An 18,025-nucleotide genomic window follows, 5' to 3' on the forward strand; every position below is an offset into this window, starting at 1 on the left:
CAAAGCAAAAAGGCCTGATGGCAAAAGGCTCTATTACCGCTCGGGTAACAATGTGAGGGTGCTGTGGCTTTTTTCAAGTGCCCCGGCTGTCACCTTGCTGGCATACTCGCCTCTCTGATTCAGGAGTCAGTCACCCGCATGAATGTCGAGTCCCCCCTTAGTGCATATCAACAGGCCATCGAGCAGCTGGGTTTTGTCCATGACCCTGCCCAGTGGGTGGCGGTACAGGCGTTGCAGCGTTGCCATGAGGCATTGCACGGCGGTGCGCAGCCGGTCAACGGCGTGTATTTGTGGGGCCCGGTGGGCCGGGGTAAAACCTGGTTGATGGACCGGTTCTACCAAAGCCTGCGGGTGCCGGCCCGGCGTCAGCACTTTCATCATTTTATGCAGTGGGTGCATCAGCGCCTGTTTCAGCTGACCGGCACGGCAGACCCGCTCAAGGCATTGGCCAAAGGCCTGGCTGAGGAAGTGAAAGTGCTGTGCTTTGACGAACTGTTCGTCAATGACATCGCCGACGCGATCATTCTGGGGCGTTTGTTCCAGGTGATGTTCGACGAAGGCGTGGTGCTGGTCTGTACCTCTAACCAGCCCCCGCAAGACCTCTACGGCCACGGCTTCAACCGGGACCGCTTTGCGCCCGGGATCACGGCGATTCTCAAGCATATGGACGTAGTGCCGGTGCAAGGGGTTGAGGACCACCGGCTGCACCCCGGGATTGCTCATCAGCGCTATTGGGTGACCGTGCCGGGCCAGCCGGGCGCGATGGATACGGTGTTCAGGGACCTGACCCGGGGGCAGGCGGTGTCTGATCAGCCGATCAGCGTGGGTCATCGCTCGCTGAACGTGGTGCAGGCCAGTGATGCGGTGCTGTGGTGCAATTTTCATGAGCTGTGCGAGCAGCCGCTGGCGGCCACCGAGTTTATGGACATCTGCGACCGCTACAAGGTGATGTTGCTCAGCGATGTGCCTTGCCTGAGTGCCGAACAGCGTGAGGGCAAAATTGCCCGCGGCACGGAAGACGGGGCAGTGAAGGTCGAGGCGGGGGATCGGGAGCTGCCGCAGCTGTCCAGATACGATGACAGCGTGCGGCGTTTTATCGCCCTGATCGATGAATGCTACGACCGTAAAGTGCCGGTGTGCATCGAGGCTCAGGTGCCAATTGACCAGCTTTACACCAAAGGTTATCTGGAGTTCGCCTTTCGCCGGACCTTGAGCCGTCTGCAGGAAATGCAGCTGCAGCGGTTTGGTCTGCAATAACCCGTGATTTGGTTGAAACCCTGTAGATACTCTGTTCCCGGTCAAGCACTGGCGAAGTGTTTCTCGCTAAACGGCTTGGCCGGATCAAAGGCGTCCGAGGCGGCAGCCGGTCTGTTTGGTGTCGGGATCTGTGACGCCTCCAATCCGCTGTGGGAGCGAGCCTGCTCGCGAAGGCATCACTGGGGTTTGCCAGAAAGATCGCGTCGCCTGTTTCGCGAGCAGGCTCGCTCCCACATAAAAGGGTGTTGTTTCAAATCTGGTTATTGCCTTTGCTTTGGCTGTAGTCAGGGGATTGTAAAAACAACGCGAATGCCCCTATTCCAGTTGGCGTGTATGGCGGATATGTACTTGGTGGTTCTGTTGTTTTTGCAGCTGTTGAACAGCGTACATATCCATTCGATGCGCCACGGCTATCTACGGGTTTCGCCCTTACGGCGGCTCACTTTTGTCAAACAGCCGAGTGTCGGACCACCACAAAAATAAGCAAAAAGGCCTTGCCCCGGCGTACGGCCCTCGCTGCGCTCAGGTGTCCCTCGCGCAGGTACGCTCCGTGGGCACGCCGTGACGGGCCATCCTTGGCCCAACACGGCTCTCCCGGCATCCATGCCGGGAGGCCCACTGCGCAGAACCTCCACTCGGCCTCCCGAAGGGGCAGGTAGATCAAGAGCAGATCAAAAGCAAAGCAAAGCAATAGATTGCGCGATACACAAACCCTGTAGTCGCTGACTCGCCGAGTGAGGCTGCGCTTACAGGTTTTGGGGTGGCGGCAAGATCAATCCCACGCAGGCGCAACGCTTTGCGGGTTGGTCAGGCGGTGGCCGCGATCCAGCGCGGCGATCTGCGCCATATCCCCATCGGTGAGTGTCAGCTCGCAGGCCTTGAGATTGCTCTGAAGGTTGGCGCTTTTGGTGGAAGAGGGGATCGCCGAATAACCCAGCTGCATGGCCCAGGCCAGGGTCACTTGTGCCGGCGTGGCGTCATGGCGCTTGGCGATTTCGATAATCACCGGATCTTTCAGTACTTCACCGTAAGCCAGGGTCATGTACGAGGTGATATGGATGCCCTGGCTCTGTGCGAACTCCACCACTTTGCGGTTTTGCAGATACGGGTGCAGTTCGATCTGGTGGGTGGCGATATGTTCGGCGCCGACAGCGGCAATGGCTTCTTTCATCAGCGCGATGGTGAAGTTCGAGACGCCGATTTGTTTGGTCAGCCCCTGTTGTTTTGCCTCAAACAGCGCACCCATGAACTCTGCGACGGGTACTTCATTGCCCGGTGATGGCCAGTGAATCAGCGTCAGGTCCAGGTGGTCGGTACGCAGCTTTTTCAGGCTGTCCTTGAGGCTCGGGATCAACTGGTCTTTGGCAAAGTGGCTGACCCAGATTTTGCTGGTGAGAAACAGTGCATCGCGGGCCACGCCACTCTCGGCAATGGCCTGGCCAACGTCAGCTTCATTTTCATAGATCTGCGCGGTGTCGATTGCGCGGTAGCCCAGGTCCAGGGCGGTTTTGACAGAATCGATAACCACTTGGCCCTTGAGGCGGAAAGTACCGAGCCCGAATGCTGGAACTGTCATGGATAACTCCTTGGAGGTCGTAAGAATGAGGTTGAGTATCCTCGCCCTGATCTGTGGGAAAAACCGCTGGTCAAGCAAAGCACTCTTGACCTCAGGTCATGAATCACGGATCAGGCTTAGCCTTCAACGTTCCAGCCCTTAACCCGGGGCAACGGGCCTGAGGCGTCGCTCAGGTCAGTTTCTGTCCGTACAGTTGGGGGCGAAGATCGAGATGCCCAGGTCATTGCATGGGCGCTGCCCCATCAGATAGAACGCACCTTTGTAGTCGATCATGCAAGGCGAGGACAGATAGGTGCCTATGGTCTCGCCAACGTATTTACTCTCCCCGGGGGAGGGAACAAAACCCGTGAAGTAATTCCGGGTCGGCTTTCTGAGTGCGCTGTAGCACAGGCTGTTATTCCACGGGTGCAGGGCGGGTGAATCGAGGACTTCATAAAACGAAGACCGATAGATGGGCATCCATTGCCGGTTTTCAAATTTGAATACATGCAGCAAGTTGTCCATTCCGCAAACTGCAACATGAAGCTTTTCTCTGAATACGCAAAGAGACGGGCTGCCTTTAAAGTTTATTGCGGGCACGTGTGTTGTATTGTCCCAATTGGAGCCGGTGAGCGTCTTGTAGTAAAACTCGCCGTTGTAAGTGCCTTGCAGGGCTATATAGAGTTTGTTGTCGCAGGTGGTGACAGACGGTGCCGCAACCGTTAATACACCGGGCACCGTTGTAACCGCTGACCATTGATTGCGGGCGTAGGTAACGTAACGCAGGCGTTGATCACTGCCGGTATAGAAGCAATGCAGGCGCCCGTTATAGACCGTTACCGCGGGTGCAAGACCGGTCAGGCCGGGCAGGGAATGCTCTTGGCTGCTTTCCACGGCGATTTTATCGCCCCGGGTTTTGCCCATAATCAGGTAGCCCAGTTTGCGGGCGCCCTGTGCGTCTTTCTTGATGTAGAACGCGTATATCTTGTCCAGGTATTCAACCGCCGAAACCGCACTGCTAATCCCTGTTCCCTCAAGCGGTAACTGAAGTTCCCACCAGCGACACCGGGTACCCTCGACAGAGCGTGTTGTACGCGTACCTGTTTGATCTTCATCTTTTTCAATGTTCATTTAATACGCCCTTCTGCAAAGTGGTTTGCAGGTTGTTATTTGAATGATGTGCTTTAAGCGGCGACAGTGAGTGAAGTGCTACAGGCTTGTTTGCAAGCGAGAGCGATGAGAGTTTTTTGTGTGCGCCGGGTTATCAGGGAGATTAAGAATTGTTGTCGCACTGAGGTATTACATATATAGGCGGCTGGTAATCACCATCCTCCACCCAATGCCTTGTACAGCGCGATGCTGGCCTGCAGTCGTTCCATACGCAGTTGCACGTTCTGATCCTGGGCCTGGTACAGCGTGCTCTGGGTTTGCAGAACCGTGAGCAACACTTCAGCCCCGGCCTGGTAGCGGCTTTGAGCAATATCGAAGGCCAACTGCGCCTGCTTGAGTTCTTCGTCCTGCCATTGGCGTTGCTGGTCCAGGCCACTGGCGCTGTTGAGGGCTTTTTCGACGTCGGCGAAGGCGCTGATGATGCTGGCGCGGTAGGTTTGCAGCAGCTCTTGCTGGCGCGCCGTGGCTTTGTCGCGCGCTGCGCTGAGGCGGCCGTTGTTGAAGATCGGTGCGGCCAGCCCGGCGCTCAGGTTGTAGAACGGGCTGCGCAGGACATCGCTGAAACGGTCGGCGCCCGAGCCGAGGCTGGCGCTCAGGGTCAGGTTGGGCAGCATGGCGGCGCGGGCAACGCTGATGTCGGCCCGGGCGCCAGCCAGTCTGGCTTCGGCGCTGGCAATGTCCGGGCGGCGGCTGAGCAACTCGCTGGGCAGGCCGCTGCCAATTGTTGGCCAATGCAGCTGGGCGAAGGACGTCGCGTTGACTGCCAGTTGTTGGACGGGCTGGCCGAGCAGTACGGCGAGGGTGATTCGCGCGTCCCGGGCCTGCTGCTCAACCAGCGGCACTTGCCGTTGCTGGCTGGCCACCAGGCTTTTTTGTTGGGCCAGCTCCAGCGCCGTGGCAGAGCCCGCGTCATGGCGGACCTGCACCAGGTGCAGCACGTTTTGCGCATTGGTCAGGTTGAGCCTGGCAATGCGCAACTGTTCGTTGAGGGCCAGGATTTGCACGTAACTGCTGGCCACGCTGCTGAGCAGGGTCAGCTCAACCGTGTCGCGATCAAACTCGCTGGCCTTGAGTGCCTGGTCCGCACTGTCCCGGGCCGCGGCTTTGCCCCCCCAAAAGTCCACTTCGTAGCTGGCGCTCAGACGGGCGTCAAAGTAGTCCACCGCCTTGTTGTCATCGCGGGCATCCAGCTGGCTGTAACCTTTGCCGCGGAGCAATTTTTCGCGATTGCCACTGCCGGCAAATTGCACTTCGGGCAGTACCGACGCCCCGGCGATCACCGCCGTGGCCCGGGCTTGCTGCACCCGTGCCATCGCGCCAGCCAGGTCGTAACTGCCGAGCCGTGCCTGGGCAATCAGGCGTTCCAGGTCGGGGCTGCCAAAGTGTGACCACCATTGCCGGTTGTCCACTGGCGTAGTCAGTGAATGGGGCGATTGCCAGGCCGCAGGTGCCAGCACGTCGTGATTGTCGGGGGGCAGGGAGTGGCTGCAGGCACCCAGCAGCAGGCACACGGACAACAGGCTCAAGGACGGCTTCATCAATAGATCATTCACTGGTAAGGGCCGTGACCGGGTCGAGCCGGGCAGCTTTGCGGGCCGGCATAAAGCCGAAAATAACGCCGGTCACCAGCGCACAACCGAAGGCGCCAAGCACGGCGCCCCATGAAAACGCCACGGCCACATCCCACAGCAGCAGGACGCCGCCGCCGATAAAAGCCAGGGTGATGCCGGCCACACCGCCGACCAGCGAGAGCATCAGGGCCTCGGTCAGGAACTGGCGCAGGATGTCGCGCTGGCGGGCGCCGGTGGCCATGCGGATACCGATCTCGCGGGTGCGCTCGCGCACGGTCATCAGCATGATGTTCATCACCCCGATACCGCCCACCAGCAGAGAGATGGCAGCAATCGAACCGAGCATCAGCGACAGGGTGTTACGGGTTTTGGCTTCGGCCTGGATCATGGCCGCGTTGTTGGTGATTTCGAAATCACGCTGGCCGTGGTGCAGCTTGAGCATCAGTTGCTCGATGGCTTTTTCGGTTTGATGGACCTTGCTCGCGTCCAGTGCGGCGATCACCACGTACTCCGGGTTGTGGCTGGCGAACAGACGCACGCTGGCAGCGGAGTAGGGCACCACGATCCGGGTGTCACTGTCCGAGTCGCCGGAGCTGGCGCCTTTTTCCGCCAGCACGCCAACGACGCGAAAAGGCACGTTCTCCAGCAGGATGTACTGGCCAATGGGGTTGGGTACATCCTTGAGCACTTTGTCGCGCACCTTTTTGCCGATCACCGCCACGGCGGCTGCGGTGTTTTCATCGGCCTGGGTAAAGAAGCTGCCCTGGACCACGGGCCAGTTGAAAATCGCCGGAAAGTCGATGCCGTTGCCGCCGGTGTACAGGGTGTGGTCGACGTTGCCGTAGCGCACGCCGATTTCGGCGCCATTGATGGGCATGATCATTTTCACCTGGGGCAAGGTCGACAGGGCGGCCACGTCATTGAGGGTGACAATGCCCAGGGGCGCCCTGGGCCTGGGCGACATGCCACTGAGGTAAATGATGTTGGACCCAAAGGCGCCCATTTCGGCCATCACCTGGCGCTTGCTGCCTTCGCCGACGGCCAGCATCACCACCACCGAGGCCACGCCGATGACAATGCCGAGCAAGGTCAGGGCGGTGCGCAAGCGGTTGATCCACATCACCCGCCAGGCGGCGTGAACGGCGTCGGCCAGCTCGCCTTTCCAGGCGCCACGGGCTTCGCTGCCTTCATTCAGGCGCTGGCGCAGATCAATGGCCTGCAGGGCTTGGGGGTTGTCGTTCACGGCGGCAGGCTGGTCGCTGGCACTGTCGCTGATGACCTCGCCGTCGCGCACTTCGATGATCCGGTTGGCCCGCGCCGCGACTTCGCGGTCGTGGGTAATCAGGATCACCACGTGGCCCTGGCTCGCCAGTTCGTCGAGCAGGGCCATGACTTCGGCGCCGCTATGGCTGTCGAGGGCGCCGGTGGGTTCGTCGGCGAGGATGATGTGCCCGCCGTTCATCAGGGCGCGGGCGATGGACACCCGCTGTTGCTGGCCGCCGGACAGCTGGTGCGGGCGGTTGGCGGTGCGTTCGGCCAGGCCCAGGCGCTCCAGCAGGGCCGCGGCGCGGGCATGGCGTTCCGCGGCGGGGGTGCCGGCATAGATGGCCGGCATTTCGACGTTTTCCTGGGCCGAGGCCGAGGGAATCAGATGGTAACCCTGGAATACAAAGCCAAAGGCTTCGCGGCGCAACCAGGCCAGCTCGTCGCTGTCGAGGTGGGCCACGTCTTCCCCGGCAAACAGGTAGCGCCCCGACGTCGGGCGGTCGAGGCAGCCGAGGATGTTCATCAGGGTCGACTTGCCCGAACCCGAGGCGCCGACAATGGCCACGAACTCCCCGGCATGGATCGACAGGCTGATGCCCTTGAGCACGTGAACTTCAGGGGTGTCGATACCGCCGTAGACCTTGCGGATGTCCTGCAGGTCGATCAGGGGAGTGGGCATTCAGCCTCCGTTGCCGGTGGCGGGGCCGATCAGCAGGTGATCGCCTTCGTTCAGGCCCTCGAGGATCTCTACCCGTAAACGGTCGCTGATCCCGGTACGGATCCGGCGGGGTTCGATCTTGCCGTTTTTTGCCACGACATGGGCGCTCTGGCGGTCACCTTCGGTGCTGCCCTGCAGGGCCACAATCGGCGCCAGCAACACGTCGCGGGCCTGACCTGCGACGAAAAATACCTGGGTGGTCATCTCGGGCATCAAGGCCTGATCGGTGTTGTCGACATCCAGCAGCACGGTGTACAGCACCACGCGGGCGCTGCCGCTTTTGCTCGCAGGGCTGCCGCCGCCCTGGCTGGCTTCGTTGAGGGGTTTTGGCGGGACGGGCAGGACCTGGCGCACGGTGCTGTTCCAGCGCCGGTTGCCACCGCTCAGGGTGGTGAACCAGGCCTGCATGCCGGGTTTGACATGGCCAATATCGGCTTCCGACACCTCAGCCCAGACCGTCATCGGTGAGAGCCTGGCGATACGCAGGATCAGCGGTGTTTGCTGTTGGGCATTGAGGGTCTGGCCTTCGCGGGCGTCCAGTGCCACCACGGTGCCGGACATCGGCGCATAGATGCGGGTGTAACCCAGTTCGGCCTCGTCACTGCGCAAACTGGCCCGGGCCTCGCGGATCCGGGCCTGGAACATGTCGATCCGGGCCCGGGTGGTGCGCACTTCAGCCTGTGCTGCTTGCACGTCTTCGTCGCGGGTGGCTCCGCCTTTGGCCAGGTGTTGCTGGCGCTGGAATTTCTGTTTTGCCAGATCGTGCAGGGCGCGTTGCTCTTGCAACTGGGCCTGGAGGTTTTCAATGGCGAAGCGGCTGGCATCGAGTTTGGCGGTCTGGGTGGAGGGGTCGATTTCGACCAGCAGCTGGCCTTCCTTGATTTCAGCACCGGCCTCGACATGGATCTTGTGGATTTGCCCCGAGGCTTGCGCGCCAACGTCGACGTACTGGCGCGGTTGCAAGGTGCCGAGTGCGGTCACGCTGCTTTCAATATCACCCCGGGTGACGGGTACGGTGTCATACGCGTCCCGCCCTGGCACAAGAAATGGCCAGGCTGCCAGGGCCGTGACCAGCAATAAACACAGGGTGATCAGCAGCACACGGCGGGTCTGTCGAGGGCGTTTCATGCAGGGTTCCGGCCAATGAAAATCGGCCCGTCGTCATGCTGTTGAGCGCAATGCCCAGAGCAAACGCTGTCGTCAGGACGACAGACACGGGGAGCTGTTGAGTAAACGAGCGGTTTGGCGAGGGATTTAGGCGTTGGCGGATGCGTCTGTTACTGGATATTTCTATGGCGTTTAAGCACCCGGGGTTTAAATCTATATGAGAATTACTATAAATTACATCTGCACAAGTGCCATCATCATGCCGCTGTCCCATTAGATCTGTTTCTGCGCTCATGGAGTGTTGCCGCTGCTGCTGCGGCCAGGAGTCCTGTTGGAAAACTACTATCGCGAACTGATGGGCTTTTTGAGCGCCAGGCTAGGCAATGCCCAGGCGGCTGAAGATGTGGTGCATGACGCGTATGTGCGGGTGCTGGAGCGTACCGCAGATGAGCCGATCGAGCAGCCCCGGGCATTTTTGTACCGCACGGCACTTAACCTGGTGATCGACGGCCACCGGCGCAACACCTTGCGTCAGGTCGAGCCCCTGGAAGTGCTGGACACCGAGGAGCGTTTTTTCAGCCCCTCGCCGCAGGTGTTGATGGACCAGGGCCAGCGCCTGGACATGATCCAGCGGGCACTCGCCGAACTGCCGGCGGCGTGCCGCGAGTGCTTTTTACTGCGCAAGCTCGATGGTTTGTCCCACCTTGAAATTGCCGAGCGCCTCGGGGTGTCCCGCAGCGTGGTCGAAAAGCACATCGTCAACGCCATGAAGCACTGCCGGATCCGGATCCGACAGTGGGACAACGCCTGAAGCGGGGCGAAATCGTCCTTGTCTGAACCGATCCTGAAGAAGTTTCTGATTCATCGGATGGAAAACTTCTTACGGTTTACTCTCTAAAACGTCGGGCGTAAGCTGCCGGCGTTTTCATCAAGAGCGCAGATCTTCAGTGGGTACCAGTTCGAGCGACAGTCGTCGGCCAGTTCTTGAGAACGGCCTATTCTCGGCAAGTTAGCGCGCAGATTTCCCTGCCGTTTCTTGCTGACCAGCAGGAAGCGGCGTCTTGACCGGGTCAGCTCTGACCTGAATCGTGAAGCCCCCTCTTCGACACTGACATGTGTGCGATCCCGGCCGTTTGCGGCGGATTGCAACACAGCGCATGCGCACGCCTTGCCTTTGTGGCTCCGGGCCGCGCACGAGCGTGCCTGCTGCGGGTGAGCACCGGCGGTACAGGAGCAGCATCATGAAACTCACCCTGAAAGAATTTTTCGCAGGCTTTCTGCGTACCCGTCACATTGGCCGGCACTTTCGGCGCCTGGCGTTGCTCGACAGCCTGAGGGACAGCACGGTCAGCCGCGAAGTCCCGCCTTCACTGGCACAGACCCTGGTGGCTGCCGCCAACAGCGACAGCGCAGTTCTGATCGATAACCTCGGCACGCACACAGACGGTCTGAGTGAGGCCGAAGTCGACGTGCTGCGCGAGCGACACGGGCTTAATGAGGTCGAGCACGAACAGCCGCTCAGCCGCTGGGTGCACCTGTGGCATTGCTACAAAAACCCGTTCAACTTGTTGTTGACCTTGCTCGCCGGCGTCTCGCTGGCGACCGATGATATTCAGGCCGCGGTGGTGATCAGCACCATGGTGGTGCTGTCGACGCTGCTGCGTTTTTGGCAAGAGGTCAAGTCCAACAAGGCGGCTGACGCGCTCAAGGAGATGGTGAGTAACACCGCTACCGTGATGCGTCGCGATTTCAGCGCCGATGCATCGCCGATGTTCGGCAAGTTCTATAGCGCGGCGCGGCAAATCAGAGGCGCGCAGCGTATTGAACTGGCGATCAAGCTGTTGGTGCCGGGTGACTTGATCGTGTTGTCGGCGGGCGACATGATCCCGGCGGACTGCCGGGTGCTGAGCGCCAAGGACCTGTTTGTCAGCCAGGCGGCCATGACGGGCGAGTCGATGCCGGTCGAGAAGTTTGCGCGCCAGTTTGACAGTCAGACCAGCAACCCGCTGGAGCTGGACAACATTGTGTTCATGGGGACCAACGTGGTGTCCGGTGCTGCCACGGCCGTGGTGCTGACCACGGGCAACAACACCTATTTTGGGGCGCTGGCGCAACGGGTTGGCGCCACGGATCGCGGTGCGACTTCGTTTCAGGCCGGGGTCAACAAAGTCAGTTGGCTGCTGATCCGTTTCATGTTTGTCATGGCGCCGCTGGTGCTGTTTATCAATGGATTTACCAAGGGCGACTGGACCGAAGCCCTGCTGTTCGCACTGTCGGTGGCGGTGGGGCTGACCCCGGAAATGCTGCCGATGATCGTGACCTCGACCCTGGCCAAAGGCGCGGTGTTTTTGTCGCGTAAAAAAGTCATCGTCAAACGTCTGGACGCGATCCAGAACTTTGGTGCGATGGATGTGCTGTGCACCGACAAAACGGGCACGCTGACCCAGGACAAGATATTTCTGGCCCGGCACGTGGATGTCTGGGGGCAGGAGTCCGATGATGTGCTGGAGATGGCTTACCTCAACAGCTACTACCAGACCGGGCTGAAAAACCTGCTGGACGTGGCGGTGCTGGAGCACGTTGAGGTTCACCGTGAACTGAACGTGGGTACGGCCTTCAGCAAGATCGATGAAATCCCCTTCGACTTTACCCGCCGGCGCATGTCAGTGGTGGTGGCCGAGCAGGATCAACCCCATCTGCTGATCTGCAAGGGGGCTGTCGAAGAAGTGCTGTCAGTGTGCAAAACCGTACGCCATGGCGAGCAGCAAGAAGCCCTGAGCGCCGAACTGCTGGCGCGTATCCGCCAGGTGACCGCCGAGTTCAACGAAGAAGGTTTGCGGGTTGTGGCCGTGGCTGCGCGGTCAATGACTGCAGGACGCGACACTTACAGCCTGGCTGACGAGCAGGAACTGACGTTGATTGGCTATGTGGCTTTCCTGGACCCTCCCAAGGAAAGCACCGCACCCGCACTCAAAGCCTTGGCCGAGCACGGGGTCGCAGTAAAAGTTCTTACGGGCGATAACGAATTGGTTACGGCCAAAATCTGCCGGGAGGTGGGCCTGGAGCAGCAGGGTTTGCTGATGGGCAATGACATTGAGCGTATGAGCGATGCCGATCTGGCGGTGGCTGTGGAAACCACCAACGTGTTCGCCAGGCTCACGCCGACGCACAAGGAGCGCATCGTGCGCCTGCTCAAGGCCAACGGCCACGTGGTGGGCTTTATGGGCGACGGGATCAACGATGCCCCGGCATTGCGCACGGCGGATATCGGGATTTCGGTGGACAGTGCGGTGGACATCGCCAAGGAGGCGGCCGATATCATCCTGCTGGAAAAAAGCCTGATGGTGCTGGAGGAGGGCGTCCTGGAGGGGCGCCGCACCTTCGCCAACATGCTCAAGTACATCAAGATGACGGCCAGCTCGAACTTCGGCAATGTGTTCTCGGTGCTGGTCGCCAGTGCGTTTATTCCGTTTTTGCCGATGCTGCCGATGCATCTGCTGGTGCAGAACCTGCTGTATGACGTGTCACAAATTGCAATCCCGTTCGACAACGTCGATGAGGAAATGCTGAAAAAACCGCAGCGTTGGCAGCCGGCTGATGTAGGGCGCTTCATGTTGTTTTTTGGGCCCATCAGCTCGATTTTCGACATCCTGACGTTTGGCCTGATGTGGTACGTGTTCCAAGCCAACACACCCGAACACCAGACCCTGTTCCAGTCGGGGTGGTTCGTGGTCGGGCTGCTGACGCAAACCCTGATCGTGCACATGATCCGAACCCCGAAAATCCCGTTCCTGCAAAGCCGTGCGGCCATGCCATTGATGGTGATGACAGGGCTGATCATGGCGGTCGGTATCTTCCTGCCAATGGGCCCGTTGGCCGGCTACTTCAAGTTGCAGGCGTTACCGGCGCTGTACTTTGTGTTCTTGCCAATGATCTTGCTGGCGTACATGGCACTGACCCAGGCGGTGAAAGGCTTTTATATTCGCAAGTTTGGCTGGCAATAACGTTCTCACCTTTATACAGCGCTGATGAAGGCTGCGATTTTTTGATGTTTGCCTCTGCCCGGGCAGGCCATGAAAATCGTAGCTCCAGACTCTTTTGTTCATAAAGCCACTGCACCGATTTAAATGTCGAGCCTAATACATTGCGCTTTTAGCCTGTGTAAAAGCGAATAAATTATATTTGTATTTGGATCAGCGGTTTAGGACTAATCCTACAAGTTAGATGGCGAATTCCCTTCTCTCATGTCGTATCTGATTGGCGATCATCCGCGCCTCGATTTCTAACGGGTATCGGTATGTTTCGTTCAAATAATGTAGTGCGTGGATATGTGATCGGTAGGAGATATCCTATACTTTCAGTGCTACACATTAGATCGTTTCTGTCGGTCTTATGCCGACCATCTCTAGTCAAAACGATATGTTTGCGCCTGATCCACGCTGATACTCGGCTTTCTGGCAGAGGATTAAATGTATGAAAGTGTTGATTGCAGACGATCATTCACTCATTCGCTCAGCAATGAAAATACTGCTGGAGAATCAAGGGTATGAGGTGGTGGCAGAGGCGACTAACGGCGCCGATGCTGTTCAGTTGGCGCGTTTGCATCAGGTGGACTTGATGGTCCTGGATATCACCATGCCTGGCCTCGATGGTCTGGAGGTGCTCAACCGGATCAGGGCCTCAGGGCTGAACACCCGTATTCTGGTGTTGACCTCCCAATCCCCCCTGTTTTATTCACAGCGTTGCATGAAGGCCGGTGCGGCGGGGTTTATCACCAAGAGCCAGGACCTCACGGAGTTGTTGAGGGCGATCAAAGTCATCATGGACGGTTACACATTCTTTCCGTATCTGGCGGCCAGTTCTGTGCGTAACAGTGACTCAACCATGAGCGACATAGAGTTGATTCAGCAACTGTCGGCCCGTGAGTTGTACATTTTGCAACAGCTGGCGCGCGGCTTGAGCAATAAAAAAATTGCTGAAGACATGATCCTGAGCAGTAAAACCATCAGCACTTACAAAGCGCGGTTGATAGAGAAGTTGAATATAAAATCGGTCGTTTACTTGGCAGATTTTGCCAAGCGCAATGATTTGATCTAATTGAAAACGCTCTTATGCCTGGGCCACATCGGACTGCTACTGGTCCTGGGCCAGCCCATTGCCGCAGCTGATCAGTCGGTACAGACGCTACGCCTGTTGGGGCGTTCGAGTGTCGAGGCGTACAGCGTTGTGCTGGCGCCATCGGACTGGCAATGGCTCAAGCATCACCGGCCCTTGCGCCTGGGCATTTCGGCTCCCGACTATGGGCCCTTCGATCTGGCCGTCAATGGTCAGGACTTTGAAGGGCTGACGGCCGATTACGCGCAGCTGCTATCGGAGTTGCTGGACGTCGGTATCGAGGTCAGACGTTATCCTTCCCGGCCTCAAGCGATAGAAGCGCTCAAGACAGGCGAGCTGGATTTGCTGAGCAGTTCCAACGGTTTTGAAGCCCAAGACCCCGCGCTGGTGCTAAGCCTGCCCTATGCCGAGGATTCGCCTGCACTGGTCACCCGCAGCAGTAACAAGGAGCGTCCGCCGGTTGATCTGGCCGGGCTGCGGGTGGCAATGCTTGATCACTATTTACCACCGCAAAAGGTCAAGGACTTCTACCCCAAGGCCACTTTGCAACTGTACCCCTCAACCCTCACGGCGATCGGCGCCGTGGCGTTTGGCCAGGCCGATGTTTATCTGGGGGACTTTATAAGTGCCAATTACCTGATCCACAAAAACTACTTGAACAACGTGCAACTGGCCGAGTTTTCAAGGCTGGAGGACAACCCGTTCTCGTTTGCCTTGCGCGGCGATGACACCCGATTACTGCGCGTGGTCAATGCCGCATTGGCAGTGATTCCGCCCAGTGCCCGCATGACGATCCTGCGGCGCTGGAGCTCGGACGGGCCGCAGATCAATAACCCGTGGCGCTTCAACCCCAACCCCAGTGAAAAGCGCTGGCTGGCTGAGCATTCGCAATTAAAGGTAGCGGTCAGCGATCAGTTGCTACCGCTGTCGTTTTTTGATGAGGAGGGCACGTTCAAAGGTCTGGCTGCCGATGTTCTAGCCAATATGACGGCGCGTACCGGCATTAAGTTTGAAGCGGTGCGGGCGCATTCGCTAGCAGGGGTGGTCCGGCTGGTCGAGACGGGCAAGGCTGATGTAGTGGGCACTATCACGGCCGGTGCCGCCCAAAACAATCGTTTGCGTTTTACCCGACCCTATCTAACAACCCCATTTGTGCTGGTCACCCGTGTGGGTGCCGAGTATGCCGAAACACTGGACGAGATGGCGGGGCAGCGCGTGGCATTGATGCGTGGCAGTGCCTTGCGCGACTTTATCCTGCGTGGCTACCCCGGCATTGAGGTTCTGGAGGTTGAGAGCCCGGCGGTGGCCATGAGTATGGTGGTTGAGGGCAAGGCCGATGCCATGATCGGAACGCTGGTCAGTGCGCGTTATCTAATCTCGCGGCGTTTCAACCATCAGTTGCATATCACCAGTACGGTGGGCACGCAGCCGGAGCAAGTTGGATTTGCCACTACCCGCGATGACCCACTGATGGGCGCGGTTCTGGACAAGGCCTTGCTCAGTATCACCCCGGGGGAAATGAGTGAGTTGACCAGTCGCTGGCGCACGGAGGCGCCGGCAACTGAAAGCTACTGGTTGCGCAATCGTGCCGCGATTGTTCAGGGGTTCGCCATCGCGGCGGCTTTGCTGTTGGTGGCGCTGGCATGGATTATCTATTTGCGCCGGGTCATGGCCAGGCGTCAGCAATTGATGGACGAGTTGCAAGTCGCCAAGCAAAGCGCCGATGAAGCCAACCGGACGAAAACCACGTTCCTGGCAACCATGAGCCACGAAATCCGCACGCCAATGAATGCGGTGATCGGCATGCTTGAGCTGGCCATGAAAAAAGCCGATCAAGGCGTCATGGATCGCTTTGCCATTGAAGTGGCGTCGGTGTCTGCCCGGGAGCTGCTCGATCTGATCGGCGATATTCTGGATATCGCGCGCATTGAGTCCGGCCATTTGTCCCTGAGCCCCAAACGCTCCAATATCAAGTCCCTGATAGAGGCCGTGGCGCGCATGTTTGACGGTCTGGCCCGGCAGAAGCATTTGAGCCTGGTGTGTGAGCTGAGCCCTGAGGCAGATGTCGATGTTTTGATCGATCCGATCCGTTTTAAACAGATCGTTTCCAACCTGTTGAGTAATGCCATCAAGTTCACCCGCAAGGGCGAAGTGCGGCTGATATTGAGGATGTTGCCCGGTCACGATGCGCAGCCTGTAACGATCTGCTTGTGCGTGGAGGACACGGGCGTGGGGATTTCTGAAGAAGACCAGCGGCGCTTGTTCAGCCCATTTGTCCAGGCCAGCAACAACACTCAATCGGCACGCACGGGGTCGGGTTTAGGGTTGGTGATCAGCCGTGAACTGTGCGAAATGATGGGGGGGCAATTGCACCTGAGCAGCGTGGAGGGGATCGGTACCCGGGTCGAGGTCGTGATGGTGGTGCCGCTGCTTGAGCCTGAAGAGCAGGTGGCCGATGCCGAGGAGCAAGCCCCGGCCAGCACCCGCTCGCTGAATGTGCTGGTGGTGGATGACTACCCGGCTAACCGGATGTTACTGGCCCAGCAACTGAGTTTTCTGGGGCACCGCGTAACAGACGCTGAAAACGGGGCCTTGGGCCTGGCGGCGTGGCGGCAGGGGAGTTTCGACGTGCTGATCACGGATTGCACCATGCCGGTCATGAACGGCTATGAGCTGGCGCGTGCGGTACGGTCCGAGGAGGCTGCGCTGGCCCGGGTGCCGTGCCGGATTTTCGGTTTTACCGCCAACGCACAACCGGAAGAAGTAGAGCGTTGCCGAGAGGCCGGAATGGATCGGTGCCTGTTCAAACCCATCAGCTTGAAGGACTTGAGTGCCTGCCTGGCGTCGGGTCTGGCGCAGATTGCCACACCAGGAGTTGGCGATAAACTTGACGGGCAGGTGGACGAGATTGATCTGACGTATCTCAAGCAATTGAGTCAGGGCGATGACCTGCTGGTTCACAAGCTGCTCGCTGAGCTGTCGAGCAGTAATCGCCAGGATCTCGCCACCCTGATTGAACTGTTTGTTAAGGATGACTTCGAGGGCCTGGCTGCTTTGGCGCATGGCGTCAAAGGGGGGGGGCGGCTTGTTCAGGCTAAAACAATGATTGAGTGTTGCGAGCAATTGGAGGCGGTATGCCGCACGGGTGAGCCAGAACATCTTGCCGCCGCTGTTGATGCCCTGCACAGCAGTATGGAGCAGCTGGGCGACGAATTGGACCGTTACGCTCAAGCCAATGAGTGACATGAATGATGAGGCCAGAATGCCAACTAAATCATTACGAATATTGATTGCCGATGCTGATCCGGAACAGGCCCTGCATATAGAACGCACGCTGAATATTCTGGGCTATTACCGGATCGCGCCCTTGTACAACCCTGAGGCATTGGTGAGCCTGGGCAATGCACGCACTGCCGAATATGACGTGCTGCTGATCAACCAGGAGATGGCGGGAGTGGGCATCGCGGAAGAAGACGGGTTCCGCAGGGATAACTCGCAGTTCCGCCATGTACTGTTTTATGCCGATGCCGACAGTTTCGTGAATCAGCTTTCGGGGCTGATGCAGGCGCTGGATACATCGCCCCGGCCTTGATGCGGGACTTGTCTGCATTGCCTGGCCCACGCTAATGTCCGGTGCTGTCAAAAGCAGACACTAATGGCCTGATTCGTCGAGGGATACGCGTAATGTCGCAAGTTGTGGTAGTGCAAGCAGACTATTCAAACCCGGTTCATGCCCAGGCGTTGAGGGACGTATTGAACCATTACGCCAATGACCCCATGGGCGGTGGTGAAGCGTTGTCGCCGCACGTGCTGGAGCAGTTGCCGGCAGAGCTGGCCAAGCGGCCCCACGCATTCAGCGTGCTGGCGTTCGTCGACGGCGAGGCGGCAGGTCTGGTGAACTGTTTTGAGGGGTTTTCGACCTTTGCCGGCAAGCCTCTGGTCAACGTCCATGACGTGTCAGTGTCGGGGGCGTTTCGCGGCCTTGGCCTGAGCCAGCAAATGCTGCTCAAGGTTGAAGAAATTGCCCGTGAGCGTGGCTGCTGCAAGATCACCCTGGAAGTGCTTGAGGGCAACCCGGTGGCTCAGGGCTCCTACCGCAAGTTCGGTTTCAGCGAAGGGCAGCTCGACCCGGCCTACGGGCGCATGCTGTTCTGGAACAAATACCTGTAGGAACTGCAAATCCCACAGTGTCTGTGTCGTACACACATCCCAAACACGACATTCAGCGCTGTGGGAGCCGGGCTTGCCCGCAATGGCATCAGCGAG

At 58.8% G+C, this 18,025-nt stretch carries 12 protein-coding genes; 7 read left to right on the forward strand and 5 right to left on the reverse strand.

From position 1 onward, the window contains the following. Nucleotides 1-138: 138 nt before the first annotated feature. Complete coding sequence (gene zapE, locus ACZRMS_RS16280; protein ID WP_463996074.1) at nt 139-1,257, forward strand: cell division protein ZapE; 1,119 nt, start codon at nt 139-141, stop codon at nt 1,255-1,257. Nucleotides 1,258-2,029: 772 nt separating this feature from the next. On the opposite strand, the gene dkgB is transcribed toward zapE, so the two are convergent. The 5 genes from dkgB to ACZRMS_RS16305 all read right to left on the reverse strand — a co-directional run bounded on the left by dkgB (nt 2,030) and on the right by ACZRMS_RS16305 (nt 8,665). Then, complete coding sequence (dkgB, locus tag ACZRMS_RS16285; protein ID WP_463996075.1) at nt 2,030-2,833, reverse strand: 2,5-didehydrogluconate reductase DkgB; 804 nt, start codon at nt 2,831-2,833, stop codon at nt 2,030-2,032. A 174-nt stretch (nt 2,834-3,007) separates the two neighbouring features. Beyond that, complete coding sequence (locus tag ACZRMS_RS16290; protein WP_463996076.1) at nt 3,008-3,943, reverse strand: DUF8189 domain-containing protein; 936 nt, start codon at nt 3,941-3,943, stop codon at nt 3,008-3,010. A 191-nt stretch (nt 3,944-4,134) separates the two neighbouring features. Next, nucleotides 4,135-5,520, reverse strand: coding sequence for an efflux transporter outer membrane subunit (locus tag ACZRMS_RS16295; RefSeq protein ID WP_463996077.1), 1,386 nt, complete (start codon nt 5,518-5,520; stop codon nt 4,135-4,137). A gap of 7 nt (nt 5,521-5,527) precedes the next feature. Further along, on the reverse strand, nt 5,528-7,498 hold the full coding sequence (locus tag ACZRMS_RS16300) for a MacB family efflux pump subunit (protein WP_463996078.1): 1,971 nt from the start codon (nt 7,496-7,498) through the stop codon (nt 5,528-5,530). After that, nucleotides 7,499-8,665, reverse strand: a complete 1,167-nt coding sequence (locus ACZRMS_RS16305; protein WP_463996079.1) for an efflux RND transporter periplasmic adaptor subunit — start codon at nt 8,663-8,665, stop codon at nt 7,499-7,501. 310 nt (nt 8,666-8,975) lie between these two features. Between ACZRMS_RS16305 and ACZRMS_RS16310 the strand changes: the two genes are divergently transcribed. The 6 genes from ACZRMS_RS16310 (at nt 8,976) to ACZRMS_RS16335 (ending at nt 17,929) form a co-directional block, all read left to right on the forward strand. Beyond that, nucleotides 8,976-9,455 carry a sigma-70 family RNA polymerase sigma factor gene (locus ACZRMS_RS16310; RefSeq protein ID WP_048360176.1) on the forward strand — a complete coding sequence of 160 codons (480 nt, stop codon included), beginning with the start codon at nt 8,976-8,978 and terminating at the stop codon, nt 9,453-9,455. 430 nt (nt 9,456-9,885) lie between these two features. Next, nucleotides 9,886-12,648 carry a magnesium-translocating P-type ATPase gene (mgtA, locus tag ACZRMS_RS16315; protein WP_463996080.1) on the forward strand — a complete coding sequence of 921 codons (2,763 nt, stop codon included), beginning with the start codon at nt 9,886-9,888 and terminating at the stop codon, nt 12,646-12,648. Nucleotides 12,649-13,117: 469 nt separating this feature from the next. Beyond that, complete coding sequence (locus tag ACZRMS_RS16320) at nt 13,118-13,741, forward strand: response regulator (RefSeq protein ID WP_463996081.1); 624 nt, start codon at nt 13,118-13,120, stop codon at nt 13,739-13,741. Beyond that, on the forward strand, nt 13,742-17,002 hold the full coding sequence (locus ACZRMS_RS16325) for an ATP-binding protein (RefSeq protein ID WP_463996082.1): 3,261 nt from the start codon (nt 13,742-13,744) through the stop codon (nt 17,000-17,002). 19 nt (nt 17,003-17,021) lie between these two features. Next, nucleotides 17,022-17,351, forward strand: a complete 330-nt coding sequence (locus ACZRMS_RS16330; protein WP_463996083.1) for a hypothetical protein — start codon at nt 17,022-17,024, stop codon at nt 17,349-17,351. 92 nt (nt 17,352-17,443) lie between these two features. Then, nucleotides 17,444-17,929 carry an N-acetyltransferase family protein gene (locus tag ACZRMS_RS16335; protein ID WP_463996084.1) on the forward strand — a complete coding sequence of 162 codons (486 nt, stop codon included), beginning with the start codon at nt 17,444-17,446 and terminating at the stop codon, nt 17,927-17,929. Nucleotides 17,930-18,025 lie beyond the last annotated feature (96 nt).

The sequence above is a fragment of the Pseudomonas sp. B424 genome, from assembly GCF_055408345.1.